This window comes from Synechococcus sp. CB0101 (genome assembly GCF_000179235.2).
Taxonomy (GTDB): Bacteria; Cyanobacteriota; Cyanobacteriia; order PCC-6307; family Cyanobiaceae; genus Vulcanococcus.
In genome coordinates this window covers 2,094,051-2,116,556 of the sequence record NZ_CP039373.1, presented here as the reverse complement: position 1 = coordinate 2,116,556, position 22,506 = coordinate 2,094,051, and the positions used below count along the sequence as shown (strand labels likewise).

Sequence of the window (22,506 nt, the reverse complement as noted above, 5' to 3'; positions counted from 1 at the left end):
TTCACAGGGAAAACAGTGCGTCGTACTTGGTGTAGGCCGGTTTATTGAGGCCGTCGTAGCGGAGCATGCGCCGCAGCTCGATGATTTCGCGCCGCTGGGCCACGATGATCTCCCGCGCCAGACGGCGGATCGTGGGGTTGCGGCTCTTGCGCAGGGCGTCGTGCGCCATCTGCAAGGCTCCGCCGTGGTGTTCGAGCATCCCCTCAAGGAACCAGTTCACGCGTGTTTCGGTGCTCGGTGCCGATCCAGCCATCTGCATCGCTTCGATCTGCGCAGACGACATGCGCCGCAGCGCCGCAAGGCTGTTGGGGTTGCCGCCGGGGGGCAGTGTCACTGGATAAACGGGCGCTTGGGGATACCAGGCCTTGCGCCATTGACCCATCGCCTTGATCTCACGGGCTTGCTCGTTCCAAATCGTGTTCGCCAGAGCCCCCACCCCCGGTGAGCCCACGTTGAACACAAACTCACTCATGCGTAGCGCGCCGGTGTGGTGCTGCACCATCGCGTCGATCCAACGCAGGTCGTAGGTGCTTCCGGCTGGGCCCACGTCATGGCCATGGCTGGTGTGGTCGCCGTGGTCGCTCGCGCCGCTTGCCGGCATCGGAGTGGCGTGCTGGCCGTGATCGTGGTGGTGGTGTTCATGGCCTGATTGAGCCAGAACAGGCGGCGCGAGCAGGGCGGCAGTTGCCGCGAGAGCAAACAGGTGGCGCATGGCCGGCTTCACAGTCCACCTACGATGCAGTCTCCTGTAGGAGGAGAGTCAAGAGGTTGATGGGTGCAGTGGCGGATGTTGAGCTGCTCAAGATCGGTGCGGTGGCGCAGCGCTCGGGCGTGCCGGTGAAAACCATTCGCTTCTATTGCGATGAAGGCCTGCTGCAGCCTGCATCGCGATCGGAGGGGCGCTACCGCCTGTTTGATCACAGCGTGTTCGCCGAGCTGGCGCTGATTCGCAACCTCAGGGCGATGGATCTTCCCCTCAGTGCGGTTCATGGCGTGCTCAGCGCGCGCCGCTCCGGGGTGTGCACCTGCGCTGATCTGCAGGCCACGATCCGCGGCAAGCTTGGCGAGATCCAAAGCCGCATCGAGGATCTGCAGACCTTGGAATCGGATCTGCAGACGATGCTTGCCAGCTGGCAGTCCTGCGGAGGTCGCTGATCTTGGATCGGCCAACCGATGGCTGGAGCCGGGCTGTGTTCCATCAACGACCGATCAACTGGAATCCTCTATCCCCAGAACATCCCGAGCATCGCCGCACCCATCAGAGTCATGATCAGATTTTCGGCAAAACTCACCACGCCAAGCGGTGTGCGCGTGTTGCCGCCCACGCAGGCGCAGTTGAGGGCGAGGTGATCGATGAACACCGCCTTTCCTACCGACACCATCCCCATCCCGCCCAACAACACCGCCACCGCTCCCACCAGCCCATCCAGACCGAAGGGTGACGGCGGCGTGAGCATGCCCAGCCCCACCAATAGTTCGATGCCTGGGTAGAGCCGACTCCAGGCTCGCCAGCGCTGGCTGAGCAGGTCGTACTTGAGGAAGCTGGCGGCAAATGCGGGCACATCCATCAGCTTGAGCATGGCCAGCAGAGCGATGGCCAGGCCCATGAAGCCGCGCACACCCACGCCAAGGGCAAGGGCCATCAAGGCCGCGGTGGCAAACACGACAATCACCGGTGTGTAGCTCACGTCTGCTCGCTCGGCCCGACCCCCCAGCCGTGCCGCCAGATCGCTGTAACCCCCGATTCGTTCTGAACCGCTGAACACCTGCGGGGTGGTGCTCACACCGTGGGTGCGTTTAAACGCCTCCACCTCCTCAGGGCTGCGCAGGCGGTGGTCCTCAAACGCAATGCCCTGGCTCTGCAGCAGGGCCACCGCCCGCAGCCCCCACGGGCAGGCGTGATCAGCCGTGTCCATTCGGTAGAGCCGCACATCGCGCAGAGCTGCGTCGCTGATCGGGGTCTGCTCCATCAACCCTTCACCGTCTGAAACGGCTTGATCACCCCTGTTTTGGTGAAGGTGAACACGGTGTAGGTCTCCCGCCGCAGCGTCGACTCCATACCGGGTGAGCCCAGGGGCATGCCGGGCACAGCGATGCCAGCCACCTTGGGGCGCTCCTTGAGCAGCTTCTGGATCGCCGACACCGGTACATGGCCCTCAATGACATAGCCGTTGATCGTGGCGGTGTGGCAGGAGCTGAGGGTGGCGGGAACGCCATAGCGCTGCTTGATCACCGTGAGGTTGTTCACGACGTGGTCCTGCAACGTGAAGCCGGCTTTCCTGATGTGATCGAGCCAGCCCTTGCAACAACCGCAGCTGGCGGAGCGGTAGGCCGCCACTACCTCTGCGGCATAACTCTGTGCGGCGGCTGCGACGGAGAGGCCCGTCAGAGCGAGGGCCAGGGCGAGCGTGCGCATCACGGAATCAGGCAGCTCCTTCAACCGTAGTGTCTCCAGCAGGTGGAGAGTCAAGGTGATTGGCTTGATTCAGCCTGCCGCTGGCAGCAGTGCCGTGAATGTGGCCCCGTGCCCCGGTTCTGACGCCACGCGGATCTCTCCCCCATGGCGATGGGCGATGGCCTGGGCGATGGCCAGCCCCAGGCCGCTGCCACCGTTCTGACGCGAGCGATCCGGTTGCAGGCGTGTGAAGCGATCGAAGATCCGCTGTTGATCCTCCAGCGGAATGCCGGGGCCCTGATCGCGAACGCTCAGAGCCAACCAGCGGCCCTGGCTCTGCAGGCGCACATCAACCGTTCCACCACAGGGTGAGTGCTGCAACGCATTGCTGATCAGATTGATCAGCAGCCGGCTCAGTTCCCGCTCGGTTCCGCGCAGCGTGGTGGTCTCTGCTTCATGCGCCATCGACACGGCCTGCTCGGATGACACCGCGATCTCGGACCAGTCCTCCACAACATCCGCTGTGATCTCAGCAAGGTCGCAGAGCTGCATCGGTGTCTTGGCGCCGGGCCGCTCCAGGCTGGCCAACAGCAGGAGATCGGCGATCAGCTGCTGCAGCCGTTGGCCCTGAGCCAGAACCCGCTCGATTCCCGGTTGGGCACGTTGGGCCTCGGCGACAGCGAGCAGGTTGGCCAGGGGCGTGCGCAGCTCATGGGCCACGTCCGCGCTGAATTGCTCCTGACGCCGGTAGGCCTCGATCAACGGTGCCATCGCCTGGCCGGCCAGCCACCAGCTCGCAAGCGCGATCACCACCAACGCGAGCGCAAACACCCCGTGGCCGAGCCACCACAGGCGTCGTGCCTCTGCCTCCAGGCCAGCGAGGCTGCGGCTGAGGCGCAAACTGCCCCAGTCCTGCTCCTGATCGCCATGGGAGCGGTGCAGCACAACGCTGGTGGTGAGCATCAGCGAACCGGGGGTTGTCTCCCGAGATGGGGGGGATGCGGCCACGACCTCTCCCTCACCGTTGAGGATCTGCAGCTGAAAACGTTCAGGATCGGTGACGCCGAGCGCATGGCGCTCGATCAAGGTCGTAGGCGAAGGGCAGGGGCTATCCGCCAGGCAGAGCCCGGGCAGCACATTGGCCAGTGAGGTGGTTCCTGCCGAGGGCGGAGGGAGCACGGGCTTGAGGCTGTCGTGCAAGGTGCCGGCCAGGTTGACCAGCTCGCTCTGCAGGGCTTGCTCCTGGGCCTGCAGCAACAGCCGGCCCATCGAGAATCCCGCGGCATAAAGGATGCTCCCCATCACGAGCAGGGAGAGTCCCGCCAGCCGCAGGCGTGCACGCCGGATCAAGTTGTGCTCAAGCCCTGCCATCAGGTCGGCTGCAAGGCGCTGCCCGTGGCGGCTGGATCAAAGCGATAGCCGCGGGAGGGCACGGTGGTGATCGGCGATGGCAGACCGTGATCGGCGAGCTTGCGGCGCAACAGCCGCACCTGCGCAGCCACCACATTGCTCACCGGGTCCTGATGCAGGTCCCAGAGCTGGTTGCGCAAGCGCGAACCGCTGAGGATGTCTCCGGAGTGCTCCATGAAATAGGTGAGCAGCTGCAATTCCTTGGCCGAGAGCGGCACACGTACCGCGCCAGTTGCCGCCTGAACCGTCAGCTCGCTGCGGGAGGGATCCAGGCGGTAGCTGCCAACCTGCAGCTGTGGTTCGCGATAGCCCGGATGGCGGCGCTGCAAGGCACGCACCCGGGCGAGCAGTTCCTCCATGGCGAACGGCTTGCTCAGGTAGTCGTCCGCTCCGGCATCGAGTCCTTCCACCCGGTCGGCGGTGCCATCGCGGGCCGTCAACAACAACACAGGCACGGTGAAGCCTGCGGCGCGCAGGCGCCGGCAGAGCTCAACACCACTGAGCTGCGGCAGCATCCAGTCCACAAGCGCCAGGTCGTAACGCGCCAGATCACCACTGAGCAAAGTCCAGGCGGAGAGGCCATCGCTGCAGTGGTCCACCACATGGCCCTGCTGCTCCAGAAGGGCGACCAGGGCTTCAGCGAGATCCGGCTCGTCTTCCACCAACAGGATCCGCAGGGGCATGGGGCGCGGCTCAGATCGCCCAGAGGCTAGGTGGGGCAGCCGATTTCATCTGTTTTTCATCGCGCCTGCGCCATCCTCCGCGCAGTGTTGTTCTGTCCAGCCTTGATACAACGAATTGTTCAAGGGAGTGCCGCCGCTCTGGTCGCCTCCACGGCGTTGCTGCTGACGGCCCCTGCCTGGTCCCACGTGGGCCATGGGGATGAATTCCAGCAGCAGGGGGATGTGCGCCAGGTGAAGGCCAACACGGAGGCCGATGCTCTGTTGGGCGTGACCACGGCCAAGCCGCAGTCAGGTGCCGATGGGCTGAGCCTGCCCAGCAGCGCCGTGGTGGATGCCGATGGCAAGCCTTTGGTGTTCGTGAAAACGGCCACCACCTACGACCCGGTCTTCGTTCAGACCGGTCCCACCCTTGGCGATCAGATCGTGATCACCGAGGGCCTCGATCCCACCGACGACGTGGTGGTGAACGGAGCCCTCTCGCTGTATGCCGAATCGAAGAAAACGCAGCAGGCTGAGCCCTCCCCCGCTGAGGCCAGCGCCGATCGCCCAGCTGATCAGACCAACAACAAGGCGCCCCTCATCGGTGTTGGTGTTGGAGCAGCGGCCGTGGTGGCTGCCGGGGCTGCGCTCACCCTGCGCCGCAAGCAGCAGGGCGAATGATCGAAACGCTGCTCAACACCACCCTGCGCTTCTCCATCGCCCGCCGCTGGCTGGTGGTGGTGGCCGCCGTGGTGGTCAGCCTTGCTGGCCTGGTGATGCTCCGCCAGATGCCGCTGGATGTGTTCCCGCAGTTCGCCCCACCGCAGGTGGATGTGCAGATCACAGCTGACGGCCTGTCGCCGGAGGAGGTGGAAACGCGCATCACCCTGCCGGTGGAATCGGCGCTGAATGGCATCGCCGGCGTGGAGACCGTGCGCTCCTCCTCCAAGGCGGGGCTCTCCATGGTGCAGGTGGTGTTCAACCAGAACGCCGACATCTACCGGGCTCGCCAATCGGTGTCCGAGCGGATGCAGCAGGTGGAGGCCCAGTTGCCGGCTAATGCCGCTGCGCCGGAGATCTCCCCGTTGGTGTCACCCCTGGGCACGATCCTTCAGTACGCCTTCACGGTGGAACCCGGCGGCACCACGTCGCTGATGGATCTGCACCAGCTGGTGCTGCGCTCCTATCGCAACCCGATCCTGGCGGTGCCTGGGGTGGCGCAGATCACCGTCTACGGCGGTGAGGAAGCGCAGCATCAGGTGCTCCTTGATCCGCAGGAACTGCAGGTGAAAGGGGTCAGCCTCAAGGCGGTGATGCAGGGGGTCTCGGCAGCGATGTCCACCAGCCCGGGAGGCTTCCTGGTGGGCGGCGGCCAGGAGCGCCTGATCCGGCCTCTGGCTCAGATCCAGCAGACAAGCGATCTGGCGGATGTAGCGGTGACCGATCAGCAGGGCCGACCTGTGCTCCTCTCCACCCTGGCGGAAGTCAAGCGAAGACCGGCTTTGAAGCGGGGGGACGCCAGTTTCAACGGTCAACCGGCGGTGGTGCTGATGGTGATCAAGCAGCCGGATGTGGATACGCCAACGGTCACCCGTGCGGTGGAGCAGCGCATCGCTGAACTCAATCGCACCCTGCCGACGGATGTACGGGTGAGGCGCACCTTCCGGCAGAGCAATTTCATCGACACCGCGCTGCGCAATGTGAGCGAATCGCTGTTGCTCGGGATTGTGATCGTGTCGCTGGTGATCGTGGCTTTTCTGATGAACTGGCGCGCCGCCGTGATCACCCTCAGCGCCATTCCCCTATCGCTGTTGGTTGGCCTGATGTTGATGAAGGCCTTCGGCCTGGGCCTCAACACCATGACCCTGGGCGGTTTGGTGGTGGCGATCGGCTCGGTGGTCGACGACTCGATCGTCGACATGGAGAACTGCTACCGCGGTCTGCGCCGCAATCAGAGCAGTCCCACACCACGGTCGCCGCTGCAGGTGGTGTTCGACACCTCGGTGGAGGTGCGTCAGCCGGTGCTGTTCTCCACCCTGATCATCGCGGTGGTGTTTGCCCCGATCTTCTCGCTCACGGGGGTGGAGGGCCGCATCTTTGCGCCGATGGGCCTGGCCTATCTCTTCTCGATCGGTGCCTCCACCCTGGTGGCGGTGACGCTCTCGCCAGCTCTCTGCGCCATTTTGCTGGCGCCGGTGCAACTGCCCCCCGAGAACACCTGGATCGCCAACCGCTGCGAGCGGATCTATCGGCCCTGGCTGGCGATGGCCCTGGCGCAACCGCAGCGCCTGCTCGCGATCGCCCTGAGCCTGGTGGTGGGCACCGCGCTGATCCTGCCCAGCCTGGGCCGGGTGTTCCTGCCGGAGTTCCGCGAGCAGTCGCTGGTGAATTCGATGGTGCTCTATCCAGGTGTGTCGCTGGAGATGACCAATCGCGCCGGCCTGGCGCTGACGCGCTCGCTGCAGGACAGCCCGCTTGTGGAGTGGGTGCAGCTGCGCACCGGCCGCGCCCCCGGCGATGCCGACGGAGCCGGGGTGAACCTGGCCCACGTGGATGTGGAGCTGAGCGCCAAAGCGATGGACAACAGGCCCGCCGCGATTGCGGAACTGCGCAAGGCCTTCCTGAAGATTCCCGGTGTGGCCCCGAACATCGGTGGCTTCATCTCGCACCGCATGGATGAGGTGCTCTCCGGTGTGCGCAGCGCCATCGCCATCAAGATCTACGGCACCGATCTGGCGGAGTTGCGGCGCCTCGGCGAAGCCGTGGTGAAGGTGGTGGAGCCGATTGAGGGGGTGGTGGATCTGCAGCTTGAGCCGCAACTGCCCATCCCCCAGATCCAGATCCACTACGACCGCCCCCTGGCGGCTGCCCTCGGGCTGAGCATCGAGGACTTAGCCCAGGCCGTGGAGATCGCTCTCAACGGCAAGGTGGCGGGCCACGTTGTGGAAGCCGGCGTGCGCAGCGATGTGCTCGTGCAGCTCAATGCCGCCAGCCGCAGCAGTCTCGACGCCATCCGCGCCCTGCCAGTGGCCTTCTCCAATGGTATGACCGTGCCCCTAGGCAGCGTGGCCTGGGTGGAGGAAGGTCTCGGCAACAACATCGTCAACCGGGAAGATGTCTCCCGCCTGATCGTTGTTTCCGCCAACGTGAGCGGTCGCGCTCTGGGTTCGGTGGTGCGCGATATCCAGCGTGCCGTGGCTCGCGAGGTTCGCCTGCCGCAGGGCTACGCGATCCGCTATGGCGGTCAGTTCGAATCAGAAGAACGTGCCACAGGCAGCCTGGTGCTCTACAGCCTGGTGGCGGCCGTGGTGATCACGTTGTTGATGATCACGGCCGTGAAATCACTGCCCGCCACTGTTGCGATCATGCTCAACCTGCCGCTGGCACTGGTGGGTGGTGTGGTGGCGGTGCTGCTCAGCGGAGCGGTGTTGTCGGTGGCATCGCTGATCGGCTTCATCACGTTATTTGGTGTGGCCGTGCGCAATGGATTGCTGCTGGTGGACAACTACAACCGCCGCCATGCCGCTGGTCAGCCCGTGCACACCGTGATTGAGGAGGGAAGCCTGGAGCGTCTCAACGCCATCTTGATGACGGCGCTGTCCTCGGCTCTGGGAACGCTTCCTCTGGCTGTGGCCTTTGGCGCCGGTAGTGAAATCCTCCAGCCGCTGGCGGTGGTGCTGCTCGGCGGCCTGATCACCTCCACCGCTCTCACCCTGCTGGTGATCCCGGCTCTCTATGCCCGTTTCGGTCGCTGGTTGCTCCCCACGCCGCAGCTGTCATCGCTCTCTTCAGACCTCTGATCCGCTATGGCCAACACCCTTCTGCGAACGATCGCCATGTTCACCGGAAAGCTCGATGCCAGCCCTCCCAGGGCCTGGTGGAACGCCAACCGCGCTGTGGCCTTGCCCGTCGTGTTCGGGGCGTCTGTGCTGCTTGCCTTCGGCCTCGGCCGCCACAGCCGATCACCGAACAGCACAACAGCGCAAACCGAATCAGCCCAGGTTTCAGGGGAGAACCGGACCATTGCCCTCACGCAGCAGCAACTGCGCCAGGCGGGCTTGACGCTGATCCGGCCTGAACTGAGCACCACCATCGAGCGGCCGATCACCGGATTTGTGGAAGCCCAGGTGGGTGCACGCGCCCAGGTGGGGATGCCGGTGGCGGGCCAGGTGATGCGCTTGCTCGTGGCTCCGGGACAAAGGGTGCAGGCCGGAACTGTGCTGGCCGAGGTGCGTAGCCCGGAGGCGGCAGCGATCCGCGCTGAAGCCGACGGCTCCGCTGCAACGGCGCAGTCGCTGGAGCAGCAGTATCAGCGGGCCCTGCCGATGGCACGCCAGGGTGCCCTGGCCTGGCATGAGCTCGAAACACGGCGGATCGCCAGCGTGAAGGCGAGCACAGATGCCCGCTCGGCGCAGGCGAGGGTCCGGGCCATCGGTTCTCCCACCAGCGCTGGTGTTCTCCAGATCCGCAGCCCGATCGCCGGCACGGTGGCCGCGCTGGATGCCACCCCGGGATCGGTGTTGCAGGCCGGCAGTGATCTGGCGGAGATCACCGATACATCGGGCCGTGAACTCCGCTTCATGGTGTCGCCGCTGTTGGCCGCCAACCTGAGAAGCGATCAGGTGCTGCGCGTGACAGCAGGAAGCCAGGAGTTGCGCGCACGGGTGGTGGCCGTGGCGCCGGATTCCGCCAGCACCAACCGCGTGATGATCGTGCGCGCCATGCCCGTGTCAGAGGCTTTACCCCCCGCTGGCACAGCGGTGACGGCCTTTGCCCTGGTGCCGTCGAGCGAGCGGCAATTCACCGTGCCGCGGCAGGCGGTGCAACTGCTGAATGGTGAGCCGGTGGTTTATCGCTATCAGCGCGGCTCGGCCCAGCCGGTTCGGGTGGTGCTCGGGCCAGCCCGATCGGATCGGGTGGAGATTGTGCAGGGGTTACAGGGCGGTGAGCAGATCCTCAGTGGCAACACGGCTGTGTTGCTCCAGGGCGATGCGCCTGCACGCTGATTCGCAGGCGCGAGCCCAGTGGGCCGGGCTGATCGCTGCCGTGCTGTTCGGTTGCAGTGCTCCAGTGATCAGCACGCTCACGAACGCAGGCTCGGCCCTCAGCCTGGCTGGGCTGCTCTATGGCGGTGCGGCCTTGGTGCTTTGGCCGCTGCGCTTGGTGCAGCCCACGGCGACGCAGGAATCCCCTGTGCAACCGAGCGATTGGAAGGCTCTGGCGGCGTTGACCTTGCTAGGCGGGGTGATCGGCCCTCTAGCCCTGGTGCATGGCCTGGCTCTGTTGCCCGCTGCCTCCAGTTCGCTCCTGCTCAATCTGGAAACGGTGTTCACCTTGTTGATTGCTGTTGTGATCGGCAAGGAACATCTGGGCCAGCGTGGCTTGCATGCCGCTGCGCTCACCCTCGCCGGCGCCGCCGTGCTCTCAAGCGGATCGCTGGCAGGAAGCACCTGGCCTGGCACCGCGTTAATCGCTCTGGCCACCCTCGCCTGGGGCATCGACAACAACATCAGCCAACGGTTGTCGCTCCGGGACCCATTGCAGATCGCCAGCTTCAAAGCGATCGGAGCCGCCCTGCCGATGCTCGCGCTGGCGTGGGCGCTGGCGTGGGCGCTGGGGGAGCGCTTTCCGGCGCCTGCCCAGATGGCTCTGGTGCTGCTGAGTGGAGCGCTGGGCTATGGCCTCTCGATCTGGCTGGATCTGTTGGCACTGCGTGCCCTTGGTGCTGCCCGGGAAGCCGTGATCTTTGCCACGGTGCCGGTCGTTGGGGCGCTCTTCTCTGTGGTGGTGTTGCGCAACGCGCTCACCCTGCCATTGGCGATGGCCGCAGGACTGATGGTCGCCGGTTTCGTTCTGCTTCTCAGGGACGAGCACAGCCACAGGCATCACCACGCGGTGCAGCGCCATCACCATCGCCACCGCCATGACCCGAACGACCCCGATCCCCATCACAACCACGCCCATCCTTCAGATCCTCAACGGGCTCAACCAGACGATCGGCCGTATTGGCATGCCCATGAACATGAGCACGAGGAGCTTGAGCACAAGCATCCCCACCTGAGCGACGCACATCATCGTCACAGGCACCAATGAGTACGCTTCCCAAAGTCTTTTGTGGTCATCAGTGGTGTGAAGCTGATCGCTTGCTTGATTCCTAAGCCCCCGCGAATTACCTCTGCAAACGTGATGCAACGAGGTCTTCAGAATTAATGCCAGGTTCAATCAAAAACCCCCGAGCGATGCCCGGGGGCTTGAACCAATCAACATTCCAATGGCTGTAGATGGTCGAAGCTGCTGGCGTTGGCGCCTGGGGCCGAACGTTCCAGGTGTGGGCTGTTTGGTCTCCTGGGGCACCTGAAGCGGTGCGAACGGAGTGTCGATCAGTCAGGCGCACAGGTTGAGGACCTTCCTCTTGCCCGGCTGAACGACCCGCCCACGGTTGGGTGAAGACTGTTGGAGCAGGGGCCTGCAGTCAGCGTGCTTCTGGCTGGTAGCGGGGTGGCGTGTCGTCCATTCGGGCGCCTCCTTGGTTGATGCACACAGATTCGCCCCGCCCATAGCGCTGGGCAATCGGGATTTACACGCATTGCCTTGGTGGCCGAGTGGGAGCAGGGTGGTCTTTGGCTTGTGCCTCTGGCCTGGGTCTACGTGGTTAGAGCGCGCTCCAGTAGACAGGCCGCGAGATTGCTCAGCGAGCGACCCTCCTCAAGGCTGCGGCTTTCAAGGTCGCGGAAGGTGCTGTAAGGGATCGTGATGGTGATCCGCTTGCTCGCTCGACTGGATCGCGACTCTCCGCGACAGTCAGAGGGATTTGCGTAGGGCAAGGACAACCTCTATAGCTGAAATCTTTACTTTGTTTTCCGGTTGAGCCCATCACGCCTGTGGCTTCACAAAAGGTCTCGCATCTGATGCATGGTGGCCCGATCCAAACAGGTGATCGGAGTTACGGCAGCGATGCAGCAGAGCGCTGCAGTCTGCAGCCTTTATTCAGGTAGAGAGGGTGCATCATGCGATCGAGCATCCTCGACAATCTCCACGCAGGATTGAGAAAGAATGTGCTCAATCAGTTCTGGCAGTGAGCGATGACTGCGCCCTGCCTGCCTCATCAATTTCTCCAGCAACTCCTCAGGAAGATCAAGCTCAAGCCGCTGCGGCATACGGCTTGGATCAAGTTGAAAGCGAGGATCCTGTTCGCCTGGAGCTAACTGGAATGGAGGCATTTCTATGGAGGCGTAGGCCATTGGTGGAGATCAGCTGGCTATAGCAACGGCTGCAGTCCTTATTTTTGGGAGCACGAAACTAAAACGTGACCAATGCTCTTCAATGGCGCGCTATGAGTTTCTTAACGCCCGGGCTTAGGCGGTGCACGAGGTGTCGCGTGTTCAGCGTCCCCATCTCGGCTCCAGCAGTGGCGGTGGTTGCCATTGCGGCGTGCACGGTTTCCACCCCTCCGCCAGGCGCTGACGCCAGAGCTCAACCGCTCGCTCGCGGCTGAGGCGCACACGCCGCTGCAGCAACGGCACTGCTTGATCCCGCAACACCTGGCCGCTGGTGATCTCCAGCTCCTGCTGCCACTGATTCCAGATCGCGGGCTTGAAGTGCAGGACTTGGCGGCCATCACTCAGCCAGCCCTCAGCCGGAGCCGACGGAATCCGCTGACCCTTCTGAACGAACACCCCTCAGCCCGCCTCCGGCGCCCAACCCCGTTGGCGAACCATGTCATCCGTCCAGCCCTGGCAGCGGCGGATCAGGTGTTCGCCCTGGGCGATCTGGCCGCGGTGCAGCTGGCAGGTGAGCACCGGGATGCACTCGGCTCCGGCGTGGTGCCTGAACCAATGGCAGGTCATGCAGACCTTGCGGCTCCGGCTGGGGCGCAGGACGCCCACGTCCAGATACGGCCAGGTCTCGCAGTCACTGCTTGCAGTCACCGCGGTGGGCCGGATTCGAGAAGCAGCCATCAATCTTCTCCATGCGTACACCTGTACTAGCAGGGATTGGGCGGGTTGGCTCGGGCTCTTTGGGCATCGACTGCCTCTGTCAGCCACGCCCGCTGACGACGTCGGAACCCTTCTGGGCCTCACACCATCCCCTTTGCTCGCCTTCTTCCGATCACTTCTGCCTCTAGTCCCAACCCTGCTGCCGATGCTCAGCTGGACAACCTGCTGAGACAGAACACCTAGAAGCCTCGGCCCGGCTTCGGTCCTTGCTTCTTCTTTATTTTCCCTCCCTTCACTCGGAGTTCCTTGAAGACGCTGACTCCTACTCGGGCTTCCTGCTTTACGACGAGGGTCCTGGAGAAGGCAGCAAGCTCCTTACTGAACCTGTCGAACGCCTCGTTGGTTGAGAGTGTGGAGTCGAGTGGGGTGTAGAGGAGGACTGCTTCACCCGACTTACCGAGTAGCTCCTCAACCAACTTCTCCCAGAAGGCGTTCACCTCCGCACCGCTCCCCAGTTGATTCTTCTCATGTTCTCGGCGGAACACCTTCAGCCGTCCGTACAGCGAACTCACCAGCCGGCAGTCCAGCTCTTCTGGGAGCACCAGGCCGAAGTCCTCAGAGCCGTCCGCTCGCCTGTAGCGCTCTACTCGGAACACCTTCTCCAGCCGTTTGAGGAGCAGGGAGGTTGGGTTCTCACGGCGCCACTCGTTGAGCGTCTTCACCGGGACTCGCACCCAGAGGTGGTCGGTCGTGTGAGCGGGGACCTCAGCGAGAGGTGTGTCCTTGCTCTCCTCAAGAGGGACTGGCTTCCACACACACTTGACGAAGAGGAGGTCCCAGCTGTTTTCAACAAGGTGTGTGGCCTCCTTCAGTAGCCCTCTCACGAGGACGTACGAACCTTCGTAGGGGCGAAGTTCCTCTCTCACGGTCAGGGCTCTGGTTGCTGGAAGGCCTCCGTTAATTTTTTCAGACGTTCTGGCCAGTGTTCTCTTAGGAGCCTTAAACCGCGGCGTGGGCGTCCGTCTTCAGTCGTGAGCCTAAAGCTCTCGTAGAGGGTGTGGAGTTCGGCGTGTTCTTCAGGCGTGAGACGAACTCTGGCGTCGTCGGGCTGACCCAAATGTCTGTTGTGAGCGACGACTGGACCCGCAGAAGCCACAAAGCCGTCAAACAGTGAGACCCAGGCCCTCGTAGCAGTCTCTCGTGGTTCGTTGCACTGAGTGAACCAGGCGTGTCGAGGGTTCGTACAAGTCCTCTTCCCCTTTTCAGGATTTTCACAGAGGCTGCGCTAGCGACGTTGCTCTTCCTCAAGTGCCCAAGGTCATCTTCTAGGCCCAGAAAGTGACACTGCCCCTTCCGACGTGGGCCGCGCTTATGGTCGTACTCGCAAGGTGTGGTGAGGTCGATGTGTTTGCACCGTTCCTCAGCCAGTAGGAGAACGCACTCGGAGAGCTTCATAGTGTGAATAAGAGCCGAACACTGCTACGAGGGAATGAAGCTGGCAATGATTCCATCGAAAACCTGTGCTCATGAGGCATCTCTTCAACCGACGCAACGATTTCCCCATAGGTTCAGGAACGCTCATCACTCACCTAAGCGGTCCGCACAGGCCATCTTTGACTACGTAGCGCCTACCACCACTCTCAACGACCGTGGTACCGCTCTTCTCAGCAGGCCTGTATAGGGCTGCCAGCTCCAGAACCCTCTCGTAGGAGCTCCTGGGGCGCCCTGAGGAGTCCTCCAGGCCCGAAACAATGACTGCTGCGCCAGCGTGAGAAGAGCCTCCAGGATCTCCAGAGAGTCGCGTGGGTGATGCCCCACGCGGATCGGCCTTTAGCTCCTGCTCCTGTCCCAACTCATCAACACAAAAAGAATCGCCCCCTGTGCCAGAGGTGGAGATGGATGCAGGTGTTAGAGGGGGTGTATTGGGAAAGGACTCCCGATGTCCATCCGTGTGGACTGGACGATCGCAGTCGATAGACCTTGCTGTGTCCTTCTGATTGCTCTCATCTGGCTCCTCCTCGATCCGAGCGGAAGGACACCAGTGGCTCCACCAGTAGGAGTGGTCCCATCGCGACTGACTCAGCTTCGCCCGAACGAAAAGCTTTTCATCAGCAATTCTCTTCAGCGAGCGCTGGACCTGCTTGTAAGACGACTGAATGTCCCGGTGTTCCAGGTACCCGAGCATGTCATCCGCCGAGAGCTTGATCCAGGCTCGACCCTCGATCAGGCGACCTCCCTTACCCTGAGCGGCTTTACGGAGCCACATCTTAATAATGTCAGCACAGATATAATCCAGAGGCTTTAGAGGCATTGACGCATAGACACTGGCGGCGAGCCCCATTTTACCAAGCAATTCCCAATAAAGTGGACCAATAATCCCTGTCAGCGAAGCTCCCAGGGCTCCGACACAACCAGTCCAATATCCTGCAACTCCTGAGGAGTGTTGTCCCTCCAAACCTGTCGAATAACACCCTCATTCTCCATCAGAACATGAGAGTAGACATTGGTGAGTTCCTGAATGGAATGCCCAAGCGTCTTGGCGACCAGGTACGGAGGCGCTCCCGACTGCAGCCTCTGAGTTGCGAAGTAGTGACGAAGGGAGTAGAGATCTGGCTTGAACCGTGTGAACTTCATCCGCCTCAACAACTCCCTCCACTGAAGCCTCAGAGAATCCATATACGGGGGCTTGCCGGCTCGGATTCCGTACTGATCTGCAAATACATAATCGTCTGGACCACTGAAACGACTCCAGGCCTTCAGCGCCTTGAGGTACTTGCCTCCAACCATCGGGACCGAGCGCTCACCGGTCTTCGTTTGCTTTCTGATCTTGAGGATAGCGACGGTCTTTGGCGTGGGCTCTTTCTGTGAGAGAGAAACAGTAACCAGCACGTCCTTGAACTCGACATCTCTCCATCGGAGACTCCCCTGCTCTTCGCCCGCCAATTCGTGTGGGCGGCACCCTGAGGCAGCAGCGACCAAAACGAAGAACCGGAGCAACTCTCGCCGTGACCGTTCCAAGTCCTGATTGACAACCTTCGGCATCTTCTCCCTGGCCTTGGCAGCACCCAGTCCCCAATCCCTGAGATAAAGACCGTCCTCGGTGTCAGGAGCGACAAAGTCCTCCAGCTTCCAGACCAGAGTGTGAAACTCCTCTGAGGTGAAGGTCTCTGTTCGCCTGGACCGCTGGGACTTCGGGACCTTCACGAACAGTTCTGGCACGACCTGACACCCGTACTGTCGGGAGAAGCGACAGAAGTTACGGATCAGGCAGCACTCAGCCCGAATCGTGTCCAAGGCTGCCCCCTGTCTCCCTCTGTAGGGGATGAAGGCGTCCCAGTCCTTCTGAGTAATGGTGGATATGGGCCTCTCGAGACCGAACATCTCGGTCAACACTCGCTGCAAGAAGCGGACCTTGTACCGAGCGTTATCTACTGAGCGGATCTCGCCCAGAAGCATCCGCTCGTCCTGGTGCTCCTCATAGTGAGCGAGGCACTGGGCAAGCGTTGAGGCCAGCACCTTGTTCCCAGCCATCTGAGCGGCACGGGCATCGAGCGTCAGTCGCTCCGCCTCTCTCAGAGCCAGGGACTTGTCCGAGGTCTTCAGAGACTTGCGGATCCGCCCCTCACCTTCCACCCAGAGGCAGAACTGCCAGGAGCCTCCCTCCTTCCGTTGGTAGATCCGCCCACCGCCGATGGTCGGTGTGGCATTCAGTTCCTCAGCCATCTCCCCGCCACACGTGACGTACGTGGCATGTGCCACACGAGTTGTGCCACACGAACGGTGTGGCTGTCATGTGGCAGAGCCTTGTCCCTACTGAGACTTCAAACCCGTGTGGCACGAATGTGGCACGGACTTTGTGGCACAGATCAGCGTGTTTGGACCCCAACCGAATGCATGCGCACGTCTTGAGGATCAGCCAGGTCCCCTGTCAAGGCAAGGGTTTCCACCACCGCCAACTCCTGGAGCCGCGCCACCGTGGCCTCACGGCCAAAGCGCTCTTCGCACAGACACCAATAAAGACCGAAGTGCCGGGCTTCGCTGGCCAGCAGTTCTCCATAGAGCGCCCGCAGCTCGGGATCGGGGCTGTGGGCCGCCAGCAGCGCCATGCGCTCATGGCTGCGGGCCTCGATCAGGCCCGCCACTAAAAAGGAATCGAGCCTCCGCTCCGGCTCGCCTTTGCGCACCGAAGCCGTAAGAGTGGCGCCATAGGCCGGTGCCGGCAGGGGGCGCAAGGGGATCCCGCGACGCTGCAACAGCTGGAGCACCAGCTCGAAATGTTCCAGTTCCTCGCGGGCCAGCGGGCTCAGGGCGGCCCCCAGGGCTTCATCGGAGGGATAGCGGAACATCAGCTGCAAGGCCACACCCGCCGCTTTGCGCTCGCAGTGGGCGTGGTCGATCAACACCAAATCCGGGCGGGCGTTGGCCTGCTCCAGCCAGCTCGCGCTGCTGGCCGCGGCCAGCCATTTCACGCGGGCTGTGGGGTTGTCCAGCAGAGCGGTCATGCCGAGGCCTCTTGGCGCAGGCGCTGCACCAGCCCCTGCAGGGCCAGGCCATAACTGGCGGCCCCGAAGCCGCAGATCACCCCGACGGCCTTGTCAGCCAGAACGGAGTGATGGCGGAAGGCCTCACGGGCATGCACGTTGCTCAGGTGCAGCTCAACGAAGGGAATCGCCACACCCAGCAGGGCATCGCGGATGGCGATGGAGGTGTGGGTGAACGCCCCGGCATTGATCAGGATTCCGTCCACCCCGCCCCGGGCGGCATGGATGCGATCGATCAGCGCACCTTCGTGGTTGCTCTGGAAGCAGTCCAGCTCCACGCCGAGCCCTGTGGCCTGGCGAGCCAGCTCGGCTTCGATCGCCTCGAGGGTGTCGGCTCCGTAGAGGCCAGGTTCACGCAGCCCCAACAGATTGAGGTTGGGTCCATTCAGCAGCAGCACCCGCATCGCCAGCGCCGTGGATCCGGCCTTCAGTGCCCCGATCGTAAGGAGCAGGGCCAGGGGCAGACCCACCGGCTGGTAAGTTCTTGGGGTGTGGTTCGGGTCGGTGCCCGAGTGGTTAATGGGGGCGGACTGTAAATCCGCTGGCTCTGCCTACGTTGGTTCAAATCCAACCCGGCCCACCTTCCACATGCCCTTGTAGCTCAGCGGTAGAGCACTCCCTTGGTAAGGGAGAGGTCACGAGTTCAAGTCTCGTCAAGGGCTTTAAAAAAGACAGCCAAAAGTTGTTCAAGGCTGCTTAATCGTGCAGTCTTTGAACACTCTTTTCTGCATCCGGCTGGATGACGGCATCACCATCCACGACAGCCCAGGTTCTGCGCTGCCTGATCGTGGAAGACCAGGTGATGTTCCTGCAGCTGCTCCGCTCGATGCTGGAGGCCGTCCCAGGCCTGAGCGTGGTGGCATCAGCCACCACCCAAGCCGACGCCATCGCCTTCTGCCGCAGCGATGATCCGCCTGATCTCGTGATTCTTGACCTGGCCTTACCAGACGGCGATGGTCTAGCCGTGGCCCAAGCCTTGGCGGAGCATCACCCAAACCCTCAGGTGGTGGTGCTCTCCGGCCAAGCCAGCAGCTTTGTCTGCCCGGCGGCGTTGCAACCCCTGATCGCAGGCGTGGTCGACAAAACCTCCGCGTTCCATCAGCTCACCAGCGTGCTGGAGCGCTGCCTGCCCCAGAGCGCTGAACCCCTCACGCCCCGCCAGCAGGAGATCTATGGCCTGATCGGCCAAGGGCTCACCAACAAGGAAATCGCCAAGACCACCAACCTCTCCATCGCCACGGTGGAAACCCACCGCAAGGCCATCGCCCAGAAGCTGGGGGTGAGCGGTGCAGAGCTGGTGCGGCAAGCCTCGCTTCTGGGCCGCCTGAACACCGCGGAGAGCTGAAGAATGGCTGCACGCTTTCGGATCCCAAGGCCCAAGCGACTCGCCAACCGGCTGGCGGTGGTGAGTGCGCTACAGCTGCTGCTGGTCACCGGCGGCTTCAGCCTGCTGAGCTACAGCCTGGGCCGGCGCAACGGCCTGGAGCTCAGCGAGGGCTACCGCCAGAACGCCTCGGTGGTGGATCTCTCGATCCGCCTCTCGAGCAAGCTCAGCTACCCGATCTGGATCAACGATCTCAACCTCAACTGGCTGAAGGCCGACCCGGCACGGGAGCGGAACGTGGCGGCGATCAGCGAGCGCTTCTGGAACCAGATGCGGGTGTTCCCCGTGGATTACATCAACATCGGCCTGGCCGATGGCGCCTTCGTCGGCATGGAGCGCACGGCCGAGGGTGAGCTGCTGCTCAACGAAGACACCCCCCGCAGCGGCAGAGGCTCCATGGCGGTCTACGCCATGAGCGCCCAGGGCCAGCGCGGTGCGCTGCTGGAGCGGATCCCGGAGATGAGCGCCACCCATGAGGAGGCCTGGTACGTCGACACCGCCAAAGCCGGCAAGCCCAGCTGGAGCTCGATCTACGCCTGGGAGGACCAGCCAGAGGTGTTCTCCATTTCCTACAACGCCCCGCTGTTCGGCCCCGATCGCAGCCTGCAGGGCGTGGTGGGTGTGGACATGGTGCTCAGTCAGCTGAGTACCTGGCTGCAGGGGGTCTGGAAAAACCGCGAGGGGATTGCCTTGATCGTGGAACCCAATGGGGATCTGGTGGCTTGCTCGCTGCCGGAGCTCACCCTCACCAAGCGGAGCGGCAGCGTGGAACGCGCCAACCTGCGCGATCTCTCCAACCCGCTGATCCGCGAACTCCGCCAGGCATTCCAGTCCGCAGCGCGTCAACCCGGTGAGCCCAGCCCCGCGGTGCGCGCTCGGATCAATGGCCAGGCCTTCACGGTGCAGGCAAGCCCTTGGGGCCAGGAAGAAGGGCTGAACTGGACCCTGCTCACGGCCCTGGCCGCCAGTCCCAGCAATGTTGCCGCCGAGCGCAGCAGCGCGCTGGCCCTGGTGGCAGCGGCGGCGGCGTTGGCCGGGGCCGTGGTGCTGATCAGCCGGCAGATCCGAGCCCTGCTCGACCCCCTCGATCAACTGGAATCCGCCTCCCGCGAACTGGGTCACGCCCTGGCCACACCCAGGGCCACCGCCGACTCCGCCCTGCACTTCCAGAGCGGCCTCAACAGCACAGCTGGCGAAGAGCTGATCGCCCTAGATGGCGCCATCAGCGAGCTGGTGGAGCGCTACAACGCCCTCACCGCCAACCTGCAGGAAGCGCAGGAACGCGAGCGCTTCCGCGATGCCCAGACCCTGGCCCTGCTCAAAGACAAGTTGCGCAGCAGCCTCCAAGCCGCTGCGGTGGCGCATGAGATCAATCAACCCCTGAGCGTGCTGCTGCTCAACAGCCAACTGCTGCTGGATCGGAGTCAAAAGCCCGATCGTCCGGAGCTACCCGAGAGCTGGCAAGCCCAGCTGCTCAGCATCCGCCAGGAAGCGGACCGCGTGGTGCTCACCATCGAGAAGATGCGTGCATTGCTGCGCAACGTGCAAACCGAGCACCAGCGCCTCGATCTCCGGGAGGTGGCGCAGAGCGCGTTGCTCTATGCCCGTTCCGGCGGCCCCCTCAGCCGCCTCACGGTGGACAGCCTGGAGCTCGATCAGCAGCAGGAGCCCGCCTGGATCGATGGCGATGCCGTTCAGATCCAAATCGCCATCGTGAACCTGCTGCGCAACGCCGCTGAGGCCCTCAACAGCCAGGCAAACGGTGAGCCCTGGATCGGCATCAGCCTTCAGCGCGAAGGCGAGCACTGGTGCCTCTCGGTGAGCGACAACGGCCCCGGCCTGCCGCCCCAAGCCTTCGACGACACCCCTCTGGAAACCACCAAAGCAACCGGCAGCGGCCTGGGGCTGTTTGTGGTGCGCACCACCATGGAGAACCACCACGGCCAGCTGCGCTGCGGCTCCAGCCCCCAGGGTGGCGCCAGCCTGGCCTTGCTATTTCCGGCCCAAGCCGCTCCTCTACCCACCACTGGGGATTGAGCGAAACCACCCCCCAATTGCAGATTTTGCATAGGGAGGGATGGTTCCCATGGCCGACATCCTGTTCGACGGATTGCCCGTGCTCGATCTGCTGGAGATCGCCCCCAGCACCAGCGTGGTGGCCCAGATCACCCAACGGGACCAGAGCTCCATCTCCCGGATCTACCGGCAGGTGAGCCGCCGGCTTGGCCTGGAGTTCCGGAAACACACCGACGGCCGCTACCGCGCCAGCGCCAATCAGGTGCTGCTCGAAGGCCTGCGACGCTCCTGGCAATGGCTGCGGTTACAGGCCAGCCCCGCCGAGCCGCGCTGGCTCGCCTGCGGCCATGCCGGCCAGGTGCATGCCGCCTTGCAGCCCACCCTGGTGCAGCACTGCAGCCATCCCCAGCAGATTGAAGCGCTGCTGCTGGAGCGGGTTCTCGATCTAGCGGTTCTCACCTTGCCCGAGGCGGTCGCCCCCCGATCCGACGGGGAACTGGTGGAGATCCCCCTGTTGCGCCATGCAGGGGGCGTGGATCGCATCGCGGTGCGGCGCGACCTACAGGATCAGCCAGCTCTGCAGGCACTGATTGAGGCGCTGCAACGGCAGGCACAGCAGCATCTGCGGCAACATCCCGAGCAGGAATGGTTGGGCTAGGCCCGCCCTCAATGCTGCTTTCCACCCCCATTGCCGCCATGCGGCAGCCCGTGAGCGACGGTGCCACTCGCCCGCGCAGCTGGCGCCTCGAACAACTCGATCGCCTCGAGCGCGCCATCGCCGAGCGACGCGATGCGGTGCTCAAAGCCCTGGCGAGCGATCTCGGCAAACCACCGGTGGAGGCCTACTTCGAGCTGGTGGCCGTGCAGCAGGAAATCCAGCTGGTGCGCAGCCGTTTGCGCCGCTGGATGGCGCCTCGGGCTGTGGGTCTGCCGGTGTTCTTGCAACCCGGCCGCGCCGAAGTCATCCGGGAACCCCTGGGCTGCGTGCTGGTGATCGGCCCCTGGAACTACCCCTTCCTGCTGAGCCTGCAACCGCTGGTGAGCGCCCTGGCAGCGGGCAACACCGTGGTGCTCAAACCGTCTGAACACGCTCCGGCCACCAGCGCGTTGATCGCCGATCTGATCGACGCCGCGTTTCCCACCACCACGGTGCAGGTGGTACAGGGGGATGGTCCGGTGGCTCAGGCCCTGCTGCAGGAGCGCTTCGATCACATCTTTTTCACCGGCGGCGAACGGGTGGGCCGGCTGGTGATGGAAGCCGCGGCGCGCCATCTCACCCCGGTGACGCTGGAGCTGGGGGGAAAAAGCCCGGCGGTGGTGCTGCGGGATGCCGATCTGGAGGTGAGCGCCCGGCGGCTGGTGTGGGGCAAATGCCTCAACGCCGGCCAAACCTGCATCGCCCCTGACTATCTGCTGGTGGATGAGGCGGTGGAAACCCCCTTGATCGAGCGACTCGGCGAGCGCATCAGCCAGTGCTTCGGCGACGATCCCCTGGCCTCAGCCGATCTGGGCTGCCTGGTGAATCAGGCCCAATTCGAGCGGCTGCATGCCCTGCTGGAGGGGGCCCGCAGCCGCGGCCAGGTGCTCTTCGGCGGCCAGAGCGACGCCAGCCGCCGGCGCATCGCGCCCACCTTGATCCAGGTGGACAACCTGGACGACCCCTTGATGCACGAAGAGCTGTTCGGCCCCCTGCTGCCGGTACTGCGCGTGAACGACCTCAACGAAGCGATCGAACGGATCAATCAGCGTCCCAAACCCCTGGCGCTCTACTTATTCAGCAAGCAACGCGACGCCCAGCAGCAGATCCTGGAGCGCACCAGCTCCGGCGGCGTCTGTTTCAACGATGTGGTGATGCACGTGAGTGTGCCCGACCTGCCTTTTGGCGGCGTGGGCAACAGCGGCATGGGGAACTACCACGGCGAGGCCGGATTCCGCACCTTCTCGCACGAACGCAGCGTGCTGCGCCGCCCCTTCCGGCTGGATGTCCCCTTCCGCTACCCGCCTTACGCGGGCAAGCTGCCCCTGGTGCGTCGACTGCTGGGCTAAACGCTCCCGGAAACGGAGCACAATCGAGCGCCCAGCCTGATCACCAGGCCTTATCAAACAAGGGCTGGCGTCACAGGCCAAGGCCCGTATGGTGCCTCCAGCCGAACGCCCACGC

Annotated in this window: 23 protein-coding genes and 2 tRNA genes; 11 read left to right on the top strand and 14 right to left on the bottom strand. The window is 63.6% G+C overall.

The window, feature by feature from the left end; translation table 11 throughout:
• Window position 1: 1 nt before the first annotated feature.
• On the bottom strand, window positions 2–712 hold the full coding sequence (locus CB0101_RS11335; RefSeq protein WP_010311385.1) for a DUF305 domain-containing protein: 711 nt from the start codon (window positions 710–712) through the stop codon (window positions 2–4).
• Between the two features lie 59 nt (window positions 713–771).
• Between CB0101_RS11335 and CB0101_RS11330 the strand changes: the two genes are divergently transcribed.
• Window positions 772–1,155: a MerR family transcriptional regulator gene (locus tag CB0101_RS11330; protein WP_010311388.1), complete on the top strand. Its 384-nt coding sequence runs from the start codon at window positions 772–774 to the stop codon at window positions 1,153–1,155.
• Between the two features lie 68 nt (window positions 1,156–1,223).
• On the opposite strand, the gene CB0101_RS11325 is transcribed toward CB0101_RS11330, so the two are convergent.
• From CB0101_RS11325 to rppA, 4 genes are all read right to left on the bottom strand, one after another.
• Window positions 1,224–1,970 (bottom strand): MauE/DoxX family redox-associated membrane protein, encoded by a 747-nt coding sequence (locus CB0101_RS11325; RefSeq protein ID WP_010311390.1) that lies wholly within the window; start codon window positions 1,968–1,970, stop codon window positions 1,224–1,226.
• Window positions 1,970–2,416: a DUF411 domain-containing protein gene (locus CB0101_RS11320; RefSeq protein WP_043718101.1), complete on the bottom strand. Its 447-nt coding sequence runs from the start codon at window positions 2,414–2,416 to the stop codon at window positions 1,970–1,972. Before CB0101_RS11320 ends, CB0101_RS11325 begins: the two co-directional genes overlap by 1 nt.
• Window positions 2,417–2,485: 69 nt before the next feature.
• A complete protein-coding gene (locus CB0101_RS11315) occupies window positions 2,486–3,766 on the bottom strand; it encodes a cell wall metabolism sensor histidine kinase WalK (RefSeq protein ID WP_010311396.1) in 1,281 nt (426 codons plus the stop codon).
• A complete protein-coding gene (gene rppA / locus CB0101_RS11310) occupies window positions 3,766–4,488 on the bottom strand; it encodes a two-component system response regulator RppA (protein WP_010311397.1) in 723 nt (240 codons plus the stop codon). The genes CB0101_RS11315 and rppA overlap by 1 nt, the downstream gene beginning before the upstream one ends.
• 102 nt (window positions 4,489–4,590) lie before the next feature.
• Between rppA and CB0101_RS11305 the strand changes: the two genes are divergently transcribed.
• The 4 genes from CB0101_RS11305 to CB0101_RS11290 are packed head-to-tail and all read left to right on the top strand — an operon-like array spanning window position 4,591 to window position 10,560.
• A complete protein-coding gene (locus CB0101_RS11305; protein WP_136644103.1) occupies window positions 4,591–5,148 on the top strand; it encodes a hypothetical protein in 558 nt (185 codons plus the stop codon).
• A complete protein-coding gene (locus tag CB0101_RS11300; protein WP_010311402.1) occupies window positions 5,145–8,267 on the top strand; it encodes an efflux RND transporter permease subunit in 3,123 nt (1,040 codons plus the stop codon). Before CB0101_RS11305 ends, CB0101_RS11300 begins: the two co-directional genes overlap by 4 nt.
• A gap of 6 nt (window positions 8,268–8,273) precedes the next feature.
• Entirely contained in the window at window positions 8,274–9,473 is a 1,200-nt protein-coding gene (locus CB0101_RS11295; protein ID WP_010311404.1) for an efflux RND transporter periplasmic adaptor subunit, read from the top strand.
• Complete coding sequence (locus tag CB0101_RS11290; RefSeq protein ID WP_010311406.1) at window positions 9,457–10,560, top strand: DMT family transporter; 1,104 nt, start codon at window positions 9,457–9,459, stop codon at window positions 10,558–10,560. The genes CB0101_RS11295 and CB0101_RS11290 overlap by 17 nt, the downstream gene beginning before the upstream one ends.
• Window positions 10,561–11,111: 551 nt before the next feature.
• On the opposite strand, the gene CB0101_RS11285 is transcribed toward CB0101_RS11290, so the two are convergent.
• The 9 genes from CB0101_RS11285 to aroQ all read right to left on the bottom strand — a co-directional run bounded on the left by CB0101_RS11285 (window position 11,112) and on the right by aroQ (window position 17,349).
• On the bottom strand, window positions 11,112–11,291 hold the full coding sequence (locus CB0101_RS11285) for a hypothetical protein (protein WP_168187977.1): 180 nt from the start codon (window positions 11,289–11,291) through the stop codon (window positions 11,112–11,114).
• Window positions 11,292–11,450: 159 nt separating this feature from the next.
• Window positions 11,451–11,708 (bottom strand): hypothetical protein, encoded by a 258-nt coding sequence (locus tag CB0101_RS11280; RefSeq protein WP_136644101.1) that lies wholly within the window; start codon window positions 11,706–11,708, stop codon window positions 11,451–11,453.
• Window positions 11,709–11,849: 141 nt separating this feature from the next.
• Window positions 11,850–12,143 (bottom strand): DUF1651 domain-containing protein, encoded by a 294-nt coding sequence (locus CB0101_RS11275; protein WP_136644100.1) that lies wholly within the window; start codon window positions 12,141–12,143, stop codon window positions 11,850–11,852.
• A gap of 3 nt (window positions 12,144–12,146) precedes the next feature.
• Window positions 12,147–12,395, bottom strand: coding sequence for a galactose oxidase (locus tag CB0101_RS11270; protein WP_246833752.1), 249 nt, complete (start codon window positions 12,393–12,395; stop codon window positions 12,147–12,149).
• Between the two features lie 248 nt (window positions 12,396–12,643).
• Window positions 12,644–13,330, bottom strand: coding sequence for a hypothetical protein (locus CB0101_RS11260; RefSeq protein ID WP_010311416.1), 687 nt, complete (start codon window positions 13,328–13,330; stop codon window positions 12,644–12,646).
• A gap of 659 nt (window positions 13,331–13,989) precedes the next feature.
• Window positions 13,990–14,745 carry a hypothetical protein gene (locus tag CB0101_RS11255; RefSeq protein ID WP_136644097.1) on the bottom strand — a complete coding sequence of 252 codons (756 nt, stop codon included), beginning with the start codon at window positions 14,743–14,745 and terminating at the stop codon, window positions 13,990–13,992.
• 41 nt (window positions 14,746–14,786) lie between these two features.
• The gene (locus CB0101_RS11250; RefSeq protein ID WP_136644096.1) at window positions 14,787–16,127 is read right to left on the bottom strand and encodes a site-specific integrase; all 1,341 of its coding nucleotides are present in this window, start codon (window positions 16,125–16,127) and stop codon (window positions 14,787–14,789) included.
• 143 nt (window positions 16,128–16,270) lie between these two features.
• Window positions 16,271–16,906, bottom strand: a complete 636-nt coding sequence (locus CB0101_RS11245) for a tRNA-(ms[2]io[6]A)-hydroxylase (protein ID WP_010311423.1) — start codon at window positions 16,904–16,906, stop codon at window positions 16,271–16,273.
• A complete protein-coding gene (gene aroQ, locus CB0101_RS11240; protein WP_029553127.1) occupies window positions 16,903–17,349 on the bottom strand; it encodes a type II 3-dehydroquinate dehydratase in 447 nt (148 codons plus the stop codon). The genes CB0101_RS11245 and aroQ overlap by 4 nt, the downstream gene beginning before the upstream one ends.
• A gap of 94 nt (window positions 17,350–17,443) precedes the next feature.
• Here aroQ and CB0101_RS11235 point away from each other — a divergent pair.
• From CB0101_RS11235 to CB0101_RS11210, 6 genes are all read left to right on the top strand, one after another.
• A tRNA-Tyr gene (locus CB0101_RS11235) sits at window positions 17,444–17,525 on the top strand.
• Window positions 17,526–17,535: 10 nt separating this feature from the next.
• Window positions 17,536–17,607, top strand: a tRNA-Thr gene (locus CB0101_RS11230).
• Between the two features lie 77 nt (window positions 17,608–17,684).
• Complete coding sequence (locus CB0101_RS11225) at window positions 17,685–18,290, top strand: response regulator transcription factor (protein WP_010311427.1); 606 nt, start codon at window positions 17,685–17,687, stop codon at window positions 18,288–18,290.
• Between the two features lie 3 nt (window positions 18,291–18,293).
• Window positions 18,294–20,366 (top strand): sensor histidine kinase, encoded by a 2,073-nt coding sequence (locus tag CB0101_RS11220; protein ID WP_010311428.1) that lies wholly within the window; start codon window positions 18,294–18,296, stop codon window positions 20,364–20,366.
• Window positions 20,367–20,415: 49 nt separating this feature from the next.
• The gene (locus CB0101_RS11215) at window positions 20,416–21,003 is read left to right on the top strand and encodes a hypothetical protein (RefSeq protein WP_136644095.1); all 588 of its coding nucleotides are present in this window, start codon (window positions 20,416–20,418) and stop codon (window positions 21,001–21,003) included.
• An 11-nt stretch (window positions 21,004–21,014) separates the two neighbouring features.
• On the top strand, window positions 21,015–22,391 hold the full coding sequence (locus CB0101_RS11210) for an aldehyde dehydrogenase family protein (protein WP_029553128.1): 1,377 nt from the start codon (window positions 21,015–21,017) through the stop codon (window positions 22,389–22,391).
• Window positions 22,392–22,506: the final 115 nt, after the last annotated feature.